The 17,661-nt window shown below is 59.2% G+C and carries 14 protein-coding genes; 5 read left to right on the top strand and 9 right to left on the bottom strand.

Annotated elements, in window-relative coordinates:
• Positions 1-28: 28 nt before the first annotated feature.
• From ACF8O8_RS18045 to ACF8O8_RS18065, 5 genes are read right to left on the bottom strand one after another with little or no spacing between them, the layout of a single operon-like run.
• Positions 29-1,384: a spinster family MFS transporter gene (locus ACF8O8_RS18045; RefSeq protein ID WP_392510155.1), complete on the bottom strand. Its 1,356-nt coding sequence runs from the start codon at positions 1,382-1,384 to the stop codon at positions 29-31.
• Complete coding sequence (locus ACF8O8_RS18050) at positions 1,381-3,780, bottom strand: RND family transporter (RefSeq protein WP_392510156.1); 2,400 nt, start codon at positions 3,778-3,780, stop codon at positions 1,381-1,383. The genes ACF8O8_RS18045 and ACF8O8_RS18050 overlap by 4 nt, the downstream gene beginning before the upstream one ends.
• 10 nt (positions 3,781-3,790) lie before the next feature.
• A complete protein-coding gene (locus tag ACF8O8_RS18055) occupies positions 3,791-4,873 on the bottom strand; it encodes a WD40/YVTN/BNR-like repeat-containing protein (protein WP_392510157.1) in 1,083 nt (360 codons plus the stop codon).
• A gap of 57 nt (positions 4,874-4,930) precedes the next feature.
• Positions 4,931-6,304 carry a DUF1329 domain-containing protein gene (locus ACF8O8_RS18060; RefSeq protein WP_392510158.1) on the bottom strand — a complete coding sequence of 458 codons (1,374 nt, stop codon included), beginning with the start codon at positions 6,302-6,304 and terminating at the stop codon, positions 4,931-4,933.
• Positions 6,305-6,333: 29 nt separating this feature from the next.
• A complete protein-coding gene (locus ACF8O8_RS18065) occupies positions 6,334-7,932 on the bottom strand; it encodes a DUF1302 domain-containing protein (protein ID WP_392510159.1) in 1,599 nt (532 codons plus the stop codon).
• A gap of 304 nt (positions 7,933-8,236) precedes the next feature.
• On the opposite strand from ACF8O8_RS18065, the gene ACF8O8_RS18070 reads away from it, so the two are divergent.
• Genes ACF8O8_RS18070 through ACF8O8_RS18085 form a run of 4 tightly spaced genes read left to right on the top strand, consistent with a single transcriptional unit; the run spans position 8,237 to position 12,209 of the window.
• The gene (locus tag ACF8O8_RS18070; RefSeq protein ID WP_392510160.1) at positions 8,237-8,722 is read left to right on the top strand and encodes a PaaI family thioesterase; all 486 of its coding nucleotides are present in this window, start codon (positions 8,237-8,239) and stop codon (positions 8,720-8,722) included.
• Between the two features lie 5 nt (positions 8,723-8,727).
• Positions 8,728-9,744, top strand: coding sequence for an NAD(P)H-dependent flavin oxidoreductase (locus tag ACF8O8_RS18075; RefSeq protein WP_392510161.1), 1,017 nt, complete (start codon positions 8,728-8,730; stop codon positions 9,742-9,744).
• Positions 9,737-10,993 (top strand): acetyl-CoA hydrolase/transferase family protein, encoded by a 1,257-nt coding sequence (locus ACF8O8_RS18080; RefSeq protein ID WP_392510162.1) that lies wholly within the window; start codon positions 9,737-9,739, stop codon positions 10,991-10,993. The genes ACF8O8_RS18075 and ACF8O8_RS18080 overlap by 8 nt, the downstream gene beginning before the upstream one ends.
• 19 nt (positions 10,994-11,012) lie before the next feature.
• The gene (locus ACF8O8_RS18085; protein ID WP_392510163.1) at positions 11,013-12,209 is read left to right on the top strand and encodes an acetyl-CoA C-acetyltransferase; all 1,197 of its coding nucleotides are present in this window, start codon (positions 11,013-11,015) and stop codon (positions 12,207-12,209) included.
• Between the two features lie 92 nt (positions 12,210-12,301).
• Here the strand turns inward: ACF8O8_RS18085 and ACF8O8_RS18090 are convergent, their stop codons facing one another.
• Positions 12,302-13,096: an enoyl-CoA hydratase-related protein gene (locus ACF8O8_RS18090; protein WP_341798474.1), complete on the bottom strand. Its 795-nt coding sequence runs from the start codon at positions 13,094-13,096 to the stop codon at positions 12,302-12,304.
• Positions 13,097-13,176: 80 nt separating this feature from the next.
• Positions 13,177-14,091: an SDR family oxidoreductase gene (locus ACF8O8_RS18095; protein WP_392510184.1), complete on the bottom strand. Its 915-nt coding sequence runs from the start codon at positions 14,089-14,091 to the stop codon at positions 13,177-13,179.
• Positions 14,092-14,418: 327 nt separating this feature from the next.
• On the opposite strand from ACF8O8_RS18095, the gene ACF8O8_RS18100 reads away from it, so the two are divergent.
• Positions 14,419-15,213 carry an IclR family transcriptional regulator gene (locus ACF8O8_RS18100; protein ID WP_392510164.1) on the top strand — a complete coding sequence of 265 codons (795 nt, stop codon included), beginning with the start codon at positions 14,419-14,421 and terminating at the stop codon, positions 15,211-15,213.
• Positions 15,214-15,272: 59 nt separating this feature from the next.
• Here ACF8O8_RS18100 and ACF8O8_RS18105 read toward each other — a convergent pair whose 3' ends face one another.
• Both ACF8O8_RS18105 and ACF8O8_RS18110 read right to left on the bottom strand, forming a co-directional pair.
• On the bottom strand, positions 15,273-16,427 hold the full coding sequence (locus ACF8O8_RS18105; protein WP_392510165.1) for an acyl-CoA dehydrogenase family protein: 1,155 nt from the start codon (positions 16,425-16,427) through the stop codon (positions 15,273-15,275).
• A 10-nt stretch (positions 16,428-16,437) separates the two neighbouring features.
• Positions 16,438-17,649 (bottom strand): acyl-CoA dehydrogenase family protein, encoded by a 1,212-nt coding sequence (locus ACF8O8_RS18110; RefSeq protein ID WP_392510166.1) that lies wholly within the window; start codon positions 17,647-17,649, stop codon positions 16,438-16,440.
• Positions 17,650-17,661 lie beyond the last annotated feature (12 nt).

Genomic DNA, 17,661 nt, shown 5'->3' on the forward strand with positions numbered 1-17,661 from the left:
CCCAATTGCCTAAGTGATCAGCATCACACTAGCGCACCATGTTTTCCTTCACGGCCAAACGCATCGCTGGCCTGCCCAAGTGCAACAAGAGCGCTGCAAAAGGCAACGCCAAGGCAAAGATCAAGGCCAATGAATGTCCAACCTTGGTGTCGTCTTCGAAAATGAAGTCTGTAAAAGCCGCGACCACCGACGGCCCAGCACCTATCCCCAGCAATATCATCACGAATAGATAAAGCGATGACAAACGCCCACGCAACTCGGCAGGTGTGGCAATTTGCAGGGCCGCAGCAGAGATTCCCATGAGCGGGCTGAGCAGTACCTGGATAAGGAAAAACGCGCCCAGAAATACGTAGGGGTTGTGCCACAGCACCCCGACGACTGCGATAGGTACACTTACCAATGATGTGAAGCAGAATAATCGCATGTGCGCATCCAGACGCCCACGCGCGATCTGTCGATCGATCAGCTGTCCACATCCAAGAGCACCGAGCACCCCACCCAACGTGCCGACCACCCCGAGCCAGACACCTATCTGAGCGGGCTTCCAGGCAAACGTGCGCTGCAAGTAGGTGGGTGCCCACAACGCCAAGCCGGCGACCGCCATTACGCAGAGCGTGTAGCCAAGATGGTGACAGACGAAAAACCGCGCGTGCCGGCGGATATGGATGAATACCTCACCGAACACTTCAGTTGAAAGAGCGCTGGCAGGCCGAACTGTATGCGTGGTGCGCCTGACCGGCTCGCGGAAAGTGAACACAAGCAAGCCCAGCAATACGCCAGGCAACCCGATGGTGATGAACACCATCTGCCATGAGCGAACTTCACCCACCATAGGTAGCAGGACCGATTGATGCTCAGCCACCAGGCCAACGATCACGCCTCCCATCAGGTAGGCCATGCCTGTACCGAACAGCGAGCCCAGTGAGTACACTGCCAGGGCCGTTGTCAGCCGGTGCGCAGGAAAACTGTCAGCCATTAACGAATAGGCCGCCGGGCTCAGGGCGGCCTCCCCCGCCCCTACGCCAATACGCGCCAGGAACAGCTGCCAGTAGTTGTGCGCGAAGCCGCAGAAGGCGGTTGAAAGCGTCCAGATCGTCACACCACCGAAAATGACCCAGCGGCGGCTGAAGCGGTCGACCAACCAACCCAGCGGCAACCCGCAAACCGCATAAAACAGGCCGAAAGCAAATCCTTGCAACAGCGACAGTTCAAAGTCAGTGATGCCCAGGTCCCGCCGGATCGGGTCCACCAGCAACGAGATAACCAACCGGTCCAGTAGTGACAACCAATAAAGCAGGAACAAGACCCCAGTCATGTACCACGCGGTCGTGTGCCGAGGGAATGGTTGCAGATTGGCTGCCAAAGCAGGCGTTTCCAATTTCATCGTGCAGTACCCCGTAGCAGGAAGCAGGACAAGGCAGGAATGAGAACCAGCGCACCGAGCATGTTCCAGAGGAACATGAAGGTCAGCAGGATGCCCATGTCTGCCTGGAACTTGATGGGCGACCAGGCCCAGGTGATGACACCTGCAGCAAGCGTGATGCCTACCAGCGCTACTACCTTGCCGGTGAACAGCAAGGCACGCCTGTACGCTTCTGCAAGCGGCATCCCGCTGCGCTGCTGCGCCAATTGCACACTGAGCAGATACAGGGCGTAGTCGACCCCGATACCGACGCCCAAGGCAATGACCGGCAGCGTCGCTACCTTTACCCCAAAGCCCAGTGCCACCATCAGCGCCTCGCACAGGATCGATGTCACCACCAATGGCACCAGGGCCACCACAACCGCTCGCCAACTGCGGAAGGTGATGAAACAGAGCGCGGCAACCGCCAGGTATACGAACAGCAGCATGGTGCGGTTGGCATCACGCACGACGATATTGGTCACCGCGTCAATACCCGCGGAACCTGCCGCCGGCAAGAATTTCAGCTGATCGGAGTCATGCTCACGGGCAAAGGCCTCCACCGCAGCCAGGACCCGAGCAAGTGTCTGCGCCTTGTGGTCAGCCAGGTAAGCGATAACGGGCACCAGCGAGCAGTCCGAGTTGACCAGGTCAGGGTTGGCTTCCTGCGCACGCAGCACGGATGTGTTGACCAAGGCCTGGTTATGGCTGATGGTGATCCACTTCGGAGATGCCTCGAAAAGCGCGGAAGACAGCCGGCTGACAGCCCCCGCCAGCGACACCGTGCTTTGCACGCCCGGTACCTGCTGTAGCGCCCACTCCAGGCGGTCAACCTCCACCTGTGTCTGCCATGCTTCGCAGCCGCCTGGCGGGGTTTTGACCATGACCGCAAACTGATCACTGGAAAGCCCGTAGTGGCCAGTAATGAATGCCGAATCCTGGTTATAACGCGCATCGGGGCGGAGCTCCGGAGCCCCCGCGTCCAGATCACCTATCTGCAATTGCAAGCTGATGACAAAACCAGCGGCCGCCAAAGCCAGCGCAAAACCGATTGCCAAAAGCGCCCACTTGGGTTTGGTGAAGCGTACCAGGACGTCCCATGCCCCCGGCGGGTTGTGACTGGACTCATGGCTGCGCCGCGCCGCGTTAGCCCCCACGCCCAGGTACGACAGGAGGATTGGCAGCAAGATAAGGTTGGTGAACACCAACACTGCCACGCCAATGCTTGCTGTCAGTGCCAATGATTTGATGACAGGGATGTCAATGATCATGAGCACACCAAAGCCGACCGCGTCAGCTACCAAAGCCGTCAGACCGGCCAAAAACAGCCGACGGAACGTAAAGCGTGCAGCAACATACTTGTCAGTCCCCCTGGCGATGTCCTGCATGATGCCATTCATCTTTTGCGCACCATGGGAAATGCCAATGGCAAACACCAGGAACGGCACCAACACCGAGTAAGGGTCAAGTGAATATCCCAATGCCCGCACCATGCCCAGCTGCCAGACAACCGCCACGAGTGAGCAGGCAACCACCAACATCGTGCTTCGCACGCACCGGGTATAACCGTAAAGGATCACTATAGTGACCAGCGCTGCGACAGCGAAGTACATCATGACCTGGTACAAGCCCGCGATCAGGTCGCCCGCCAACTTGCCGAAGCCGACGATATGGATGCGAATTTTCCCGGGTTTGTCTGGCAGAGCGGAATCTTGCAACGCTCGCACCGCTTCGAGCTGGGCGTGCAGGGTGCCGTAGTCGATCGGCTCGCCGGTGTCGGCATAACGCTCCAGCAGCGGCGCAATGATCATTGCCGAGCGTTGGTCGTTGGCTATCAGGTTGGCACGTAACCCAGCACGACTGACATTAGTGCGCAGCTCATTGATAGCCCGAGCGGAGCCGTCATAGGTATCCGGCATCACCGGGCCGCCACGAAAGCCCTCTTCAGTCACTTCGGTCCAGCGCACCACCGGCATCCAGATTGACTTGACGAAAGAACGATTTACCCCAGGCATGAGGAACAGTGCGTCATTGACCTGCTTCAACGCCTCAAGGTACTCAGGGTCATAAATATCACCCTGGGTATTCTCGACCACAACGCGAAGGTTGTTACCCAACCCGCGCAGGTCTGCCTTGTTTTCAAGGTAATTGCGTATATAGGGGTGAGACTGCGGAATGATGTCCTCGAAACCCGCGTTTACCTGCAGTTTGCTGGCTTGGAATGCAGTCCAGACCGTCAGCAAGGCGCACGCCAGCATGATGAACAAACGGTGATTGAACAGCAGTTGCTCCAGGTAGCTGCCTGAATGCGGATCGAACTGCGCAGCCCCACTGGCTGCAGCCCGGTCACCGGCGCCGCTGTCTTGGAAAATGGTCATGCGGGATTCCTCACTGACGTCCAAGTTCGAGATGCACTACCCCGCCGGCACCCACCGCGACCACGGCAGCAGTGCCTGCCGGGGCTACGCCATACAACGGCATGGTTCTTGGGGTGGAGACCGGCCGAAAGCGCTCCGCAGCGCTGTCCTCACTGATCAGTACTTCGCCAGCCTGAGTAACCAGCACCACCTGCATATCTCTCAATGAGGTCGCAGCGGTAATGGTGTTGTCAGTTCCGGTATTGGCCTTGCTCCAGTGCTGGCCCCGGTCATGGCTGACGTATACGTTGCCGCGCAGGCCAAATAGCAGCAGGCGGTTACCCTGTTCGAGCATGCCGAACCAAGTGCCGCTATAGGGTGTAGAGAGGGAGTCGAAACGCCCGGTCTGAAGATTTTTTTGCAGCAGCAGCCCTTGTTCCCCCGCCAGGTAGACTTGCCCTGCGTTACCCAACTGGACCGCATTGAAGTGCAATCCACCTGGGTTGTCGGTCTTGTCTGAGAGCACCTGCCAGCTTTGCCCGCCATCTTCGGTTGCGAGTAGCAGGTTGTAGGCGCCGACTGCGTAACCGCTGACGGCGTCCTTGAAGCGCACGTCCAGAAACGGCCGGCCAGGCCCTTCCTCCTTGAAACGTTCGGCATCCAGCAGTGCTGCTGACGGACCGGCATCACTTTCGTCAGCTTGCACGGCAAGCGGCCTCCAGTACGCGATCAACAGGTCTGCCAGCGCTCGCCCGTCCAATTGTTTGAGCCAGGTCTTGCCGCCATCGGCTGAGTGCAGGATTACGCCCCCATGCCCAACCGCCCAGCCTTGAACCGGTGTGGGAAAGTGCACGGCAACAAGGTCTACAGACACCGGCACATCGGCCTGATGCCATGTAGTGCCGTCGTCGGAATATAAGGCGTGACCGCGGCGGCCCACTGCCACCCAGCGACCCTCTGACGTCTGGGTGATACCAGTGAGCATGCTGTGCTGGGCAAGCCTGCTGGGGCTGGCGGGTATATCCAGCGGGTCGCGGAACTGGGCTGCGGTTGCGCAAGCGACACTCAACAGCAGCCCGGCAACGAGCGCCAGTTTTCGTTGTATCAGTAACATCGGCCACTCCTTGTAGGTGGCCCCGAGCACCACTGCGCCAGGGCCGATCACCGATAATCAGCGGCCACTGCGGGCCTGCAAGGCCTCTGGCGTGAACGTAGAGCGCGGGTGGAGCTTATCCATTACCCGCCAGCCAAACTTCAGGTCGGCATAGTGCTGCGAGAACGAGTACGCCCCGGTCGCGAAGTCATACGCCCAATAGGTGCGCGACATGGGCGCCTGCTTGTCATACAGCTGGCTCATCCCCTGCTGCATCGACTTGTAGAGCTTGCCCGAGCCATCGTATTCGTCAGCCACCCCAGCGCCAGACCAGTCCTCATCGAAGTAGTACACCCGCTTGCTGTATACATGCCGCACGCCCGGTTTGAGGGTGCCTTCCACTACCCACACCCGGTGCAGCTCCCAGCGAACATGGTCGGGGTTCACGTGCTTGGGCGTCAGTGACTTGTCAGAGCCGATATTGAAGCTGAGGTCATAGATGTTGTAAGGAATGTACAGCTCACGCTTGCCCACCAGCTTCCAGTCGAAACGGTCAAGACGGCCGGTGTACAGCTCTGCGTCGTCATAGGTGGTCACCCCGCCCTGGGACGCGATTGGTGTGTCGTAGGCGATGTCCGGGCTCAAGCGCACACGGCGCGTACTGGCCGAGTAGGTGTAGGCCCGCCGGGGCATGTCGACCATGTCGATCGTGTCGTAATACATGGTCGCATCACCGACGCTGCGGGCCGGCCCGGTAAAGTGGTAGGCGTTTTGAAAGATGAACGAATCGTTCTTCTTGACCGACTCGGCGGTTGCCTCCGGGTTATGGAACGCAAAGTTGCGCGAAAGCTTGATTTCACCCGAGTTGATCAATTTGCCGTTGCTGTCGACATAGAAGTTGCGCATGTGGTCTTCGGCAGCGACCCCGTTGTACCTGGCCATGTGGTTCCACATGACTTCCTGACCGGTCTTGGGGATCGGGAAAGGAATGCCGCCAATGGCGCCCTCGAGTGCATCTCCACCTTTCGTCAATTTGGCCTGGGTCGCATTGTTGCGGGTCTTGTCGAGAATGAATTGTGGGTAACTGACGCTGCGGTGTGTGGGATAGACGTCCAGACGATAACTGGGCTGGCGCCGCAACATTTCTTTGGTACCTTCCGACAGCTTGTCCGCGTATTCGGCCATGTTATTTGCCGTGATAGCGTATAGCGGCTTCTCTGCAGCGTACGGATTCACCCATTTGCCGCTGTCTTTTACAAAGCCTGGCGGGTTGGTGGTAGTCGGCAGGCCACCCTCGTAGGCAGGTATTTTCCCGTCGGCACTGGCCTGGGCTTGAGATCCGAACAGCGTCAGGGTCTTGCCCAGTTGGGCCGCTTCATCAGCACTGACTGCCGCAAGGGCACTGCTGCTCAGGCCTGCCAGTGCGCAAGCTACACACATTTTTCTAAACATGGATTTGCCTCGTGGTGATTATCGGCAGATCAGAAGGTGGTCTGGTAGGTCAATGACACCCACGCTTTGTCCAGGTACGGAGCCCCAAGAATCAGGTTGTCCGAATCACTTTTCTTCTGGTCGTAATAGGTAACGGCGAGGTCTACGAAATGGCGTGAGTAGGCTTCTGCAGAAATCCCCACCTTGGCGGTGGTGAACCCTTCGCTGCCGCCGCCATTGGTAGGGGCGTTGCCACTGAGGTTTCTAGAGAGAAAAATCGGCAGCTTGAGATCGATGCTGGGGAATACCTGGACCCATGTCGGGGTAAAGGCCACGGCCACAGAGTAAAACTCATCATCGGAACAACCGAGCATCTTGGCGTTGCTGTTGCAACCGGCGTTGTAGCCCTTGGCGCGGTAGGCACTGCGGTTGTCGGTGACCTTGTCCAGCTTGGCCCAGGCCAATTCACCGGAAAGGCTGGCGGAATCGAAGAGCGCGGTATCACCATAGGTTTGCACAGCATTGACCAAAGCATGCCACGTAGAGCCGCGCGCGCCTTCCAGGCGATGAGCCTGGTCAGCGGCGGCGCCACTGGAGTTGAGCGGCATGTTCTCGCGGTAGGACAACTCAGCGCCGATCGACACACCGCCGATGTTGCTGCTGACGCTCAGGCCATAAAGCTCGATATCCTTGGCATAGACAGCGTGCACCAAACCAGTGGCGAAGTCGCGCTGGGAGACCCATGCAGACTTTTCATCGAAACGGCGGTAGTACAGGCCCAGCGTGCCATCAAACCAGTCCGGTCGATAGCGTACCGACAAGCCGTAATCCCCCTTGTCGCCCTCGATAGCCTTGCCCCGACCAACGTTGGGGCCTTCGAGTATCGCATCGCTCCCCGCAAAGTAAGTGCCGCCTTCTGGAATGCGATTCGGGTCCCACTCGAACAGATACTGACCTGCCACGACAATCTGGTCGCTGGCCTGCGTCATGAACGATATCTGGTTTATTGGCAAGGCCGTTTCTTTTGCCGATGCGCCTGGGTTGGCGGTCGCTTTGCGCAGGTCTGCCGGCGCTTGCGAGTACGAAATTGCGTTAGTGCTGCCGAATAACCCCTCGCCCCAGATTACCGCATGCTGCCCAAGGCGCAGGTCCGTCGGGAGCCCTGCGGGTTCGAAGCGGCCATACACGTAGGCGTCAAGAAACTCCCCGGAAGGGCCCGCGTAATAGCGCTTGACGATATGCGTGAATCGATTGTCAACGTAGCTCGTGCCACCGGGGACCGTCGCAGGGTTTTTGCCGTCGTATGCCTCGTCGTACCAAGCCGCCGCACTCAAACGGGCCCCGTAACGCCCCTGGTAGTTCAGGTCGATCTCACTGAGCAAGTCCAGACGGTTGCTGATGGTGTCGTATTTGTCGAACGCGGCGTTGCTTTGATCGTAAGCGCCACCCCCTGCCCGGTCGATCAAGTGGCTCTGGTCTTGCAGGCGCATGGCCCAGTTGTAACGCACCGTGTTGTCCCAACGGAGGCGGAAATCGGAATCACCCAAGTCAACTTCGAACGCCTGGGCCTGGCCTACCGTCATGCACGCAATCGCTACGCCAAGCAAATGGGGCTGCAAGCGCCCCGGTGACATCGCCTTCATCATCATTGATAACCCATTTTGGCTTTTTTATTGGAAGGGTACGGCCGTCGTGCATTCATCCTTTTGAATGGAGTTCCATAAATAGACCAGATGATTCCGCCACGCAAGGAAGCATTTTAAAATTTCAAAGCAGCGTAGATGCTGCACTTTCAGCGAGTCGCCGTTTGAAACCTACCAAGCACGCTTGCTTAAAAGGCCAAGCAAGTGATCATTTCGTATTGATATACGAACGCCGTTCAGTTTAAATTGACATGAATTCGTCACTGCTTTACTGGCTTTTCCCTAAAGCGCGCCGAGGGCACAGCGGCACATGAATGCTACAGAACACCCCCTGACATCTACACAGCTCCAACGGGTCATCGACGCCAATGCGTTCAGCTCCTGGATGCAAATTCGTGTTCACCGGGTCAGCGAAAACGGTATCGAACTGCACCTGCCGAGCCGTCCGGAGATGCTTGGCACCGAGGCATTGCAGCGGGTGCATGGAGGCGTCATCTCCAGCCTCATCGATGTCGCCTGCGGTTACGCGGCAATGTGCGTCAATGGCCGCGGGGTCAGCACCGTCAGCCTGCAAACCGATTTTCATCGTGCAGCTACACCCGGCGCGCTGCGCGTCGAAGGTTGTGTGGTGCATCTGGGTGGGCGCCTGTGTACTGCTCATGCGCGTGTCCTGGACAGCGCAGGCACGCTGTTGGCCAGCGGCCGCTGCACCCTCTACATCAGCCGTGAAGCACACCCTGCGCTTGCTCCCGATTCGCCCAAGGCAGCGTCACCGGGCGCTTCATTTCAGAGGTAACAACAATGCGAGAAGCACTGTTCACGACCCGCATCACAGAACTTCTCGGCATTCGTCACCCTATATTGTGTGGCGGCCTGGGCCCTGCACTTGCCGACGCCGAGTATGTAGCTGCGGTGGTCAATGCGGGCGGCATGGGATTCCTGGTCGCGGCCGGCTTCCCGGACCCAGAGATGTTTCGCGAGCAATTGCTGCGCTGCCGCCATCTCACAGGTGGCCAAGGTTTTGGGGTCAACTTGTATATTTCTCGCCAGGCCGGTGGAGCCCAACGCCTTGAGCGGCAGATACAGGTGCTTATCGAAGAAGGCGTGAAGTGCGTGGAAACCGCTGGCGCGAGCCCCGAGGCAGTGCTACCGGCACTGCGCGATGCGGGCATCAAGGTCCTGCACAAAGTACCCGCCGTGCGTTATGCGCGCAGTGCCGCACGGCTAGGCGTAGATGCGGTGATCGTGGTCGGTAACGACTGCGGCGGTCACCCGGGCATTCATGGCATCAGCAGCATGGTCCAGGCCGCACAGGCCACAGCCGAACTCAGCGTCCCGATCGTAATTGCCGGAGGTATAGGCACTGGCCGGCAGCTGGCGGCCACTCTGGCCATGGGTGCCGACGCCATCCTCATGGGTTCACGCATGCTGGTGGCCAAAGAGTTGGCAATCCATGAGGCCTATAAAACCCAGGTGGTATGCGGCGACGGCACTGAGAGCATCGTGGTCAAGACCGGCCTGCGGGACCATCACCGGGTGCTCCTCAACGAAAGTGCCAAGGCCGTTGCTGCGCTCGATGCTACCGGGGCCAACGACTTCGAACAGTACCGGCCTCACGTGGTTGGCGCCCTTGCAACCGAGGCCTACAGAAGCGGCGACAGCCGCCTGGGCATGCTCGACTACGGCCCTGCTGTGGTGTTCGCCGACGCCATCAAACCTGTTGAAGCCATCTTTGACGACATCATCGATGACGCACGCAATGCCATGAGCCGCCTCGGCCAACTGACTCACCCCCACAAGAAAAATGACCATGACTGAATTGCTGGCTAGCGAACATTCACTCGACCTCAGCGGCCTGGTAAAGCGCGGTGATACCGTGATGTGGGGGCAGGCCAATGCGGAGCCCTTGGCGTTAACCCAGGCTTTGATGCAACAGCGTCAGCGTATCGGCAATTTTCGTGTTTTCCTCGGGATAACCGACAGCGACACCTGTCGCCCCGAGCATGCCGACTGTGTTGAGTTTCTCTCATATTGCGGCAGCGGCGAGAACAGGGCGCTGGCCAAGGCGGGTGCACTGCAGATTCTGCCAAGCCATTATTCCGAGTTTCCCAACCTGATCCGCCAAGGCCTTCTGCAGGTGGATGTGCTGATGTTGCAATTGGCGCCCGCAGACGCATTGGGGCGGTACAGCCTGGGACTTGCCCACGAATACCTTCTGCCTGCATTGGAAAAAGCCAGGCTGGTCATTGCCGAAGTGAACCAAGCGTGCCCTTGGACGTATGGCGAGCGCTACCTGCACGCCAACGAACTTGACCTGATCGTGCACACCAATCGTCCTCCCCTGCAAAGCCGAGCCATAGCGCCCGGCCCAGTAGAGCGCGACATCGCCCAGCGCGTTGCCGAGCGTATCCAGCACGGCTCCACCCTTCAACTGGGTATTGGTGCAATCCCCGAAGCCGTGCTTCATGCTCTGCACGGCCATCGCGAGCTTGGCGTGCACTCGGGGACTATCGGCGATGGAGTAGCCGACCTCATGCAACGCGGCGTGATTACCAATTCCCGTAAGAGTCAGGACAAAGGGGTCACGGTGGCGGGCGTACTGATGGGCAGTGAGGCGCTGCATCGCTTCGCTCATCGCAATCCGTTCATCCGCATGCGCTCTACCGCCTATACCCATTGCGCACAAAACCTCGCGGCTCAACATCAATTTGTGGCCATCAACTCGGCAATCGAGGTTGACCTGACCGGGCAAATCAACGCTGAAAGCGTGGGTGGCAACTACATTGGCGCGCTCGGCGGCGCTGTTGACTTCCTGCGCGGGGCACGACAGTCCCGCGGCGGCCTGCCAATCATTGCCCTGCCCTCCACTGCCGGGGCGCGCAGCCGTATCGTTTCCCAACTCAGTGGCCCAGTCAGCACCCCGCGCAGCGACGCCGGGTTGATCGTAACCGAGTACGGCGTTGCCGACCTGCGCGGCTTGAGCCTCAGCCAGCGTGCCCGCTGCATGATTGAAATTGCCCACCCCGATTATCGCGAACAACTGAAACGAGACGCCGCCAGCCTTTAGCTGGCAACAGGAGCCCACCATGAGACGTGCAGCAATTGTCGCCCCCTTGCGAACCCCCGTCGGTACTTTCGGGGGTAGCCTGCGGCCACTTGCCGTAGAGGTACTCGGCGCCCATGTAGTGAACGCAGTTTTGAACAAAAGCGGCCTGGACCCCGCGCGTATCGACGATATCGTCTTCGCCCAATCCTATGCCAACAGCGAAACCCCTTGCGTGGGCCGCTGGATCGGTCTGCAGGCAGGCCTGCCGGTGGAAGTCCCGGGCATGCAGTTGGACCGGCGCTGCGGCGGCGGACTGCAGGCGGTGTTGAGTGCCGCCATGATGGTACAAACCGGCGCTGCTGATGTGGTGGTCGCTGGTGGCGTCGAGAGCATGAGCAATATCGAGTACTACAGCACCGATATGCGCTGGGGCTCACGGGCTGGTACGGTCAAGCTGCATGACCGCCTCGAGCGTGGGCGTGAACGCTCTCAACCGGAAGAGCGCTTCGGTTTCATCTCCGGAATGATCGAAACGGCAGAAAATCTTGCCCGCAGCTATGGCATCAGCCGTGAGGCCAGCGATGCCTACGCGATTGAAAGCCACCGTCGAGCAGCACAAGCCTGGGCCGAAGGCCGGTTCGAAGCCGAAGTCGTCCCGGTCAGTGTGCCGCAACGCAAGGGCGAACCCCTGCTATTCAGTCGCGATGAAGGTATCCGTGCCGATGCCAACCTGGAAAGCCTGGGCAAATTGCGCACACTGGTGCGTGACGGCACCGTGACTGCAGGCAACTCCAGTCAGCAAAACGACGCGGCAGCGGCCTGCTTGGTGGTCGCCGAGGACAAGCTCGCCGAATTGGGGCTGGAACCCATGGGCTTTCTGGTTGGCTGGGCCGCTGCGGGTTGCGAGCCCTCGCAAATGGGCATAGGCCCGGTGCCCGCCGTGCACAAGCTGCTGGCAAGGACTGGCCTGAGTCTGGCGCAGATGGACCTGGTCGAGTTGAATGAAGCGTTCGCCTGCCAGGTACTGGCGGTGCTGAAGGGGTGGCAATGGCATGACACCGAACGGCTGAACGTGAATGGCTCTGGCATCTCGCTGGGCCACCCCATTGGTGCGACGGGCGTGCGCATGTTGACCACACTGCTGCATGAGTTGCAGCGACGCCAAGGGCGCTACGGCCTGGAAACCATGTGCATCGGCGGCGGCCAAGGGTTGGCGGCAATCTTCGAACGCTACTAGCTGTAACGGGTGAGTAAAGGATTACTGTTCCCACCATGAACAAAGGGCCGCAATGCGGCCCTTTGTTTTGAAACCACCGAGTTTGACTGCGCTCAACGGCCTTTGAAGACTGGCTTGCGCTTTTCACGGAATGCGTTGACCGCTTCCTGATGATCTTCTGTCAAATTCGACAATGCCTCATAAGCCAGCGAGGCGTCGATGACGGATGTCACCGCTTGCTTGAGCACAATGTTCATCGACGCCTTGGTCCACTGGATGGCGTAAGCTGCGCCGTTTGCAAGCCGCGTGGCCATTTCCTGAACCCGATCATCCAGCGCCTCGGGGGCAACGGCGTAATTGATCAGGCCGATTTTTTCGGCAAGCTCAGCAGTCAAGGCATCGCCGGTGAGCAAGTACTCTTTGGCTTTGGCAAACCCGACCAATTGAGGCCAGATCGCGGCCCCACCGTCGCCCGCAACGAAGCCGACAGCGACATGTGGGTCACCAATCTTGGCCGGCAACGCCGCGTAGCTGATATCGCAATACAGCGCGAGGGTCGCGCCCAGGCCAATGGCATGGCCATTGATCTTGGCGATGATGGGCTTCTGGCAGTCGAGCATCGAAAAAACGATCTGCTTGCCCCGGCGCATACTATCGAAAAAGCGCTGAGGCTCATCAATGACCTTCTGCATTTCTTCGATATCACCACCGGCACTGAACGCACGCCCTGCGCCCGTGAGAACGATTACCCGGGTATCGGCATCATGGCCCGCCTCGATGAACACCCTGGACAGCTCTTTATCCATATCGTCGTCAATGGCATTGAGCGTATCCGGCCGATTCAGGGTAATCGTCAGGATGCCGTTATTGCGCTCTAGCTTGAGCGCTTCGTAGCTTGAAAGATTCATTGCTGTCCTCATCTCGCTGCCCTGTCCGGGCGCATCATCAATATAGGCGAAGCGGCCTTGCCAGTGTCATGACGCTGGGCTCAAACAGGGTCCCAGGAGAACACATCACCCGAGCGTTCAACGGGTACGAACGAGCCCTTGAGGGCAGGCATGCCGTGCTCAGCCAAGGACTCAGGCGTCCAGCCCTCGGACCGCTGAACCGAACGGATCGGACGAGGCTGACTCATCAGGAAGATTTCATTGTTGCGCACGGCAAAGACCTGCGCATTGACAGCCTGGGCTTGGTCGCTGGCCAAATAGACGCAGATAGGGGCGATCTTGGCGGGTGTCATCTGCTTGATTTTCTCGACCCGCGCCTGCTGCTCCGGCGTGTCGGTGGGGATAGCACCAATCATGCGGCTGAAGGCGAAGGGCGCGACACAGTTCGAACGAACATTGAACCGCTCCATGTCCAGCGCAATGGATTTGGACAAGGCCATGATGCCCAGCTTGGCGGCGTTGTAATTGGCCTGGCCCAGGTTGCCGATGAGGCCTGAGGTAGAGGTCATGTGAATGAAGCAGCCTGCCTCTTGCTCCTTGAAGTAGTTAGCGGCAGCGCGGCTGACGTAGAACGACCCGTACAGGTGAACCTTGAGCACCGCGTCGAATTCCTCAGCACTCATTTTGTGGAAGAAGCGGTCACGCAGAATGCCCGCATTATTGACCACGCAATCGATCCTGCCGAAACGTTGCACCGTCTGCTCAACCATGCGCGCAGCGCCCGCCTGGTCCGAAACACTGTCCGTATTTGCCATGGCCTCGCCACCGGCAGCAATGATCTCGTCCACCACGCGCTGTGCCGGGCCCACATCTGCGCCCTCGCCCGACACTGAAGCGCCGACATCATTGACCACGACCTTGGCCCCATGCTCCGCCATCAGCAGGGCAATATCACGCCCGATACCACCGCCGGCGCCAGTCACCAGAACGACCTTACCTTCGACCATTACCGCCATATGATTTGCTCCATATCGTTGTACGCGCGCTGCAAAAGCGCACAGGGCCATGCATTGCTGATAGCTCGAAACAGCTCAGCCACAAGGTCATAATAATGAACGTCGTTCCTATAAGCAAACCTTAGGTAGGTTGCTAAGTACCCAACAGGTATGGCCTCACGCGCCCACTATATGCTCAAAGCGAGAGAAATAGCGGTGCGCAGGGCGAAATTGGCACTAGTCTAAATGAAGGATCACAACTGAACGGTATTTGATATACTGCACGTGACTTGCAAGGCACCGCCCAGTGCCCACTGCATCAACAATTTCACCCACAAGGGTTAATTCATGAAAAAAAGGGAAGATGAAGTGGACGCCACTGAAACGCCAGCTTCGCTGGGCCCTCGATCGGTCACCCGAATTCTTGGTCTTTTTGAGGTCCTCGCCAAATCCCCGGACGGCATGTCACTGGCAGAGCTCAGCAGCACCCTTGAGTCTCCCAAAAGCAGCCTGCTGACGTTGCTGCGGCCGCTGGTTGCCGAGGGCTACCTGAACCACACGACCAGCCGTTACCACCTTGGGCCATTCATCTACCGCCTGGCCGGCAACATCCTGGCCACCCGAAATTTCTCCAGGATGATGCGCCCGTACCTGCACGACCTCGCAGGCAAAACCGGCGAAAGCATCTACCTGTCCGTCATCGACATGGAGACCCAAATGGTCACCCATATCGATGGCATAGACTCGCAAAACCCCGTGCGCTACGTATCGCCGTTGGGCGCACCTCGGCCACTGCACTGCACGGCACCTGGCCGATTGCTCCTGGCTTACCAAGACGAAAAAGCGCAAGAGCGCTACCTGCGCACTGCCAAGCTCAAGGCGATGACCTGGAGAACCGTCACGGATCGCAGCACACTCAAGAAGCAGCTCAAGGAAATCCGCGAGAGCGGTATTTCCATCAGTATCAGCGAGCTCAGCGAGGGCGCAGCTGGTATTGCCGCCCCCGTCTTTGACACGGACGGCACCGTCGCCGCAGCGTTGGTCATCGCAGCCCCTGCTGAGCGGATGCAGCATAAGCTCAATGACTTGCGGCCATTGCTACTGGAAACCGCCGCTGAGGCATCGGGCCAGTTGAAGCACTGATCCGCTCGTGCACTTGCCTAGGGCCCGCCGGCATACCGGCAGGCCCGATTGCCCCCTTACTATGCAGCAGCAACCAAACCCTGGATTGAGCGCGCGTAGCGCGCCAAGTGATACTCCAACCCGCCCCACCACGCATTGCTCAGCACAAGGCGGCGGTAGTGATGACCAACCCTGAACTCCTCCGTCAACCCGTAGCCGCCATGCAGCTGTATACCCTGTGCGGTGACGAATTTTGCGCTGCGCATGACCTGTGCCTTGCAACCCGATATCTGCGCGCTGCGCTCGTGCACTGGAGCCTCGCCCGCCAGCATAGCCAGGCCCCGATGCAGGCTAGCGCGCGCCTGCATGGTTTCGATAGCCATGTCGGCCATACGGTGCTGAAGCGCCTGGAAGCTGCCAATCGGCACCCCAAACTGCTTTCGGGTCTTGAGGTAGTCGGCGCATAGCGCAAGCACATCCTCCATCCCACCTACGATTTCTGAACACTGGTGCACGATCAACTCATCAGTGGCCCGTTGCAATCCGACATAAGCGTGGCCTTCCCTGCCCAGCAGGGCATCAGCCGGGACGACTGCATTGTCGAGGCGCAAATCTGCAGCCGGTGTTCCGTCAAGCAAGCGCACCGTTTCCAGTGACATGCCTGGAGTATCCCGCTCCAGAACAAAAAGTGACAGGCCTTCAATGCTCGCTGGCTCCCCGGCTGTGCGGGCGACCACGAGCAGCCGATCGCTTTGCGCGGCGCAGACCACTGCGCTCTTGTGACCATTCAAGATGTAGCCGTCACCCCGTCGCTGCGCTGTCGTCGTTACCCACGCCACGTCTCCCCGGGATTCAGGCTCGCTGCAAGCCACTGCCAGCAATATTTCACCCGACCCGATGGCGGGCAGTAGTTCGGCTTGCTGCGCCTCATCGGCGCAATGCCGCAGCACCGCTGCGGGCAGCAGGCACCCATGCAAGTACGGCTCAAGCAGCAAACCCCGCCCCATCTCTTCTGCAAGGATTGCCGTTTCCACGGCGCCGAAGCCTACACCGCCAAACGCCTCGGGGATGCCTGCGGCCAACCAGCCCATCTCGGCAAACTCCCGCCAGACCTGCGGTTCGAAACCGCCGCTGGTGGCAATGGCCTGGCGCCTGCTGAAGGCGTAATCCTTTTCCATGAACCGCCGGGCGTTTTCCTGGAGCATGCGTTGCTCATCGCTCAGATTGAAATCCATGCTACTCCCCTCAAAGATTGAACATTGCCTTGGCGATGATGTTGCGTTGTATCTCGGCAGCCCCACCGTAGATCGAACAACCCCGGCGATAGAACAGTTCGGCCGCCATGCCCGGCGCGAACACTGGGCCCGTGAATCGCTGATCGCGCAGCGCGCGGTCCTCGTTAGGGTCTGGGTAGTAGACAGCCCCGTAGTCACCCAGCACCTCAACCAGCATCTCGGTCAGTTTCTGGTGCAGCTCGGACCCGCGGACCTTCAGCATCGAGCCGATCGCCATGCCTCCGGTCTGCTCACTAACCCCCAGGTGCAGCACCCGTTTGACGGCCATATCGATTGCCAGTACTTCCAGCTCGTATTCAGCCAAGCGGCTGGCGAATGTCGGGTCCTGTATCAGCGGAAGCGCACCGGCCCGTTGTTCCGAGGCATAGCGGCGAATCTTGGCCAGGTAGCGCTTGAGCGCCGGAGCTTCGGCACCGAGAAACGCGCGCTCGTTGAACAGCAGGAACTTGGTGTAGCCCCACCCTTTGTTTTCCTCGCCCACCAGATTCTCTACAGGCACCCGAACGTTGTCGTAGAACACCTCGGCCAAGTGGTTGCAGCCGTCCAGGCTGGTGATTGGCCGCACCGTCACCCCAGGCGTGGTAAGGTCGACCAGCAAAAAGGAGATGCCTTTTTGCGGTTTGGTTTCAGTGTCGGTGCGCACGAGCAGGAAACACCACTGCCCCCAAATTGCATTACTGGTCCAGATCTTCTGGCCATTGACGATGTAATGGTCGCCGTCGCGAACTGCAGTGGTGCGCAACGACGCAAGGTCCGACCCCGCTTCAGGCTCCGAAAAACCTTGCACCCAATACACTTCACCTTTTTGTATTGCCGGCAGGAATCGTCGCTTCTGCTCGTCACTGCCAAACTCGCAGATCACCGGGCCAACCAGTGTCACGCCTTGTTGGTTGGGCGATGGCGCGCCGGCCAGGTAGCATTCCTCTTCAAAGATGTACCGCTGTTCTGCAGTCCAGTCGGTGCCGCCGTGCTCCTTCGGCCAGAACGGCACTGACCAACCGCGGGCCTCATGCAGGATTTTTGTCCACTTCAGCGAGTCATCATCGCCCGGCAAGTAGCCTTGCTGGCCGCGCCACGCCATATCGGCAGGCAGGTGCTCACGCAAGAAGGCGCGGACCTCCTCTCGGAAAGCTTCGCTGTTTGCGTTGGGTTCAAAATTCATGGGCAGCCTCGC

Origin of the sequence: Pseudomonas sp. TYF_14 (genome assembly GCF_043105275.1) — a bacterium.
Lineage (GTDB): Bacteria > Pseudomonadota > Gammaproteobacteria > Pseudomonadales > Pseudomonadaceae > Aquipseudomonas > Aquipseudomonas alloputida.

Coding starts and splice junctions, on each gene's coding strand:
- ACF8O8_RS18045 (WP_392510155.1), bottom strand. CDS start 1,384: ATGAAATTGGAAACGCCTGCTTTGGCAGCCAATCTGCAACCATTCCCT.
- ACF8O8_RS18050 (WP_392510156.1), bottom strand. CDS start 3,780: ATGACCATTTTCCAAGACAGCGGCGCCGGTGACCGGGCTGCAGCCAGT.
- ACF8O8_RS18055 (WP_392510157.1), bottom strand. CDS start 4,873: ATGTTACTGATACAACGAAAACTGGCGCTCGTTGCCGGGCTGCTGTTG.
- ACF8O8_RS18060 (WP_392510158.1), bottom strand. CDS start 6,304: ATGTTTAGAAAAATGTGTGTAGCTTGCGCACTGGCAGGCCTGAGCAGC.
- ACF8O8_RS18065 (WP_392510159.1), bottom strand. CDS start 7,932: ATGATGATGAAGGCGATGTCACCGGGGCGCTTGCAGCCCCATTTGCTT.
- ACF8O8_RS18070 (WP_392510160.1), top strand. CDS start 8,237: ATGAATGCTACAGAACACCCCCTGACATCTACACAGCTCCAACGGGTC.
- ACF8O8_RS18075 (WP_392510161.1), top strand. CDS start 8,728: ATGCGAGAAGCACTGTTCACGACCCGCATCACAGAACTTCTCGGCATT.
- ACF8O8_RS18080 (WP_392510162.1), top strand. CDS start 9,737: ATGACTGAATTGCTGGCTAGCGAACATTCACTCGACCTCAGCGGCCTG.
- ACF8O8_RS18085 (WP_392510163.1), top strand. CDS start 11,013: ATGAGACGTGCAGCAATTGTCGCCCCCTTGCGAACCCCCGTCGGTACT.
- ACF8O8_RS18090 (WP_341798474.1), bottom strand. CDS start 13,096: ATGAATCTTTCAAGCTACGAAGCGCTCAAGCTAGAGCGCAATAACGGC.
- ACF8O8_RS18095 (WP_392510184.1), bottom strand. CDS start 14,091: ATGGCGGTAATGGTCGAAGGTAAGGTCGTTCTGGTGACTGGCGCCGGC.
- ACF8O8_RS18100 (WP_392510164.1), top strand. CDS start 14,419: ATGAAAAAAAGGGAAGATGAAGTGGACGCCACTGAAACGCCAGCTTCG.
- ACF8O8_RS18105 (WP_392510165.1), bottom strand. CDS start 16,427: ATGGATTTCAATCTGAGCGATGAGCAACGCATGCTCCAGGAAAACGCC.
- ACF8O8_RS18110 (WP_392510166.1), bottom strand. CDS start 17,649: ATGAATTTTGAACCCAACGCAAACAGCGAAGCTTTCCGAGAGGAGGTC.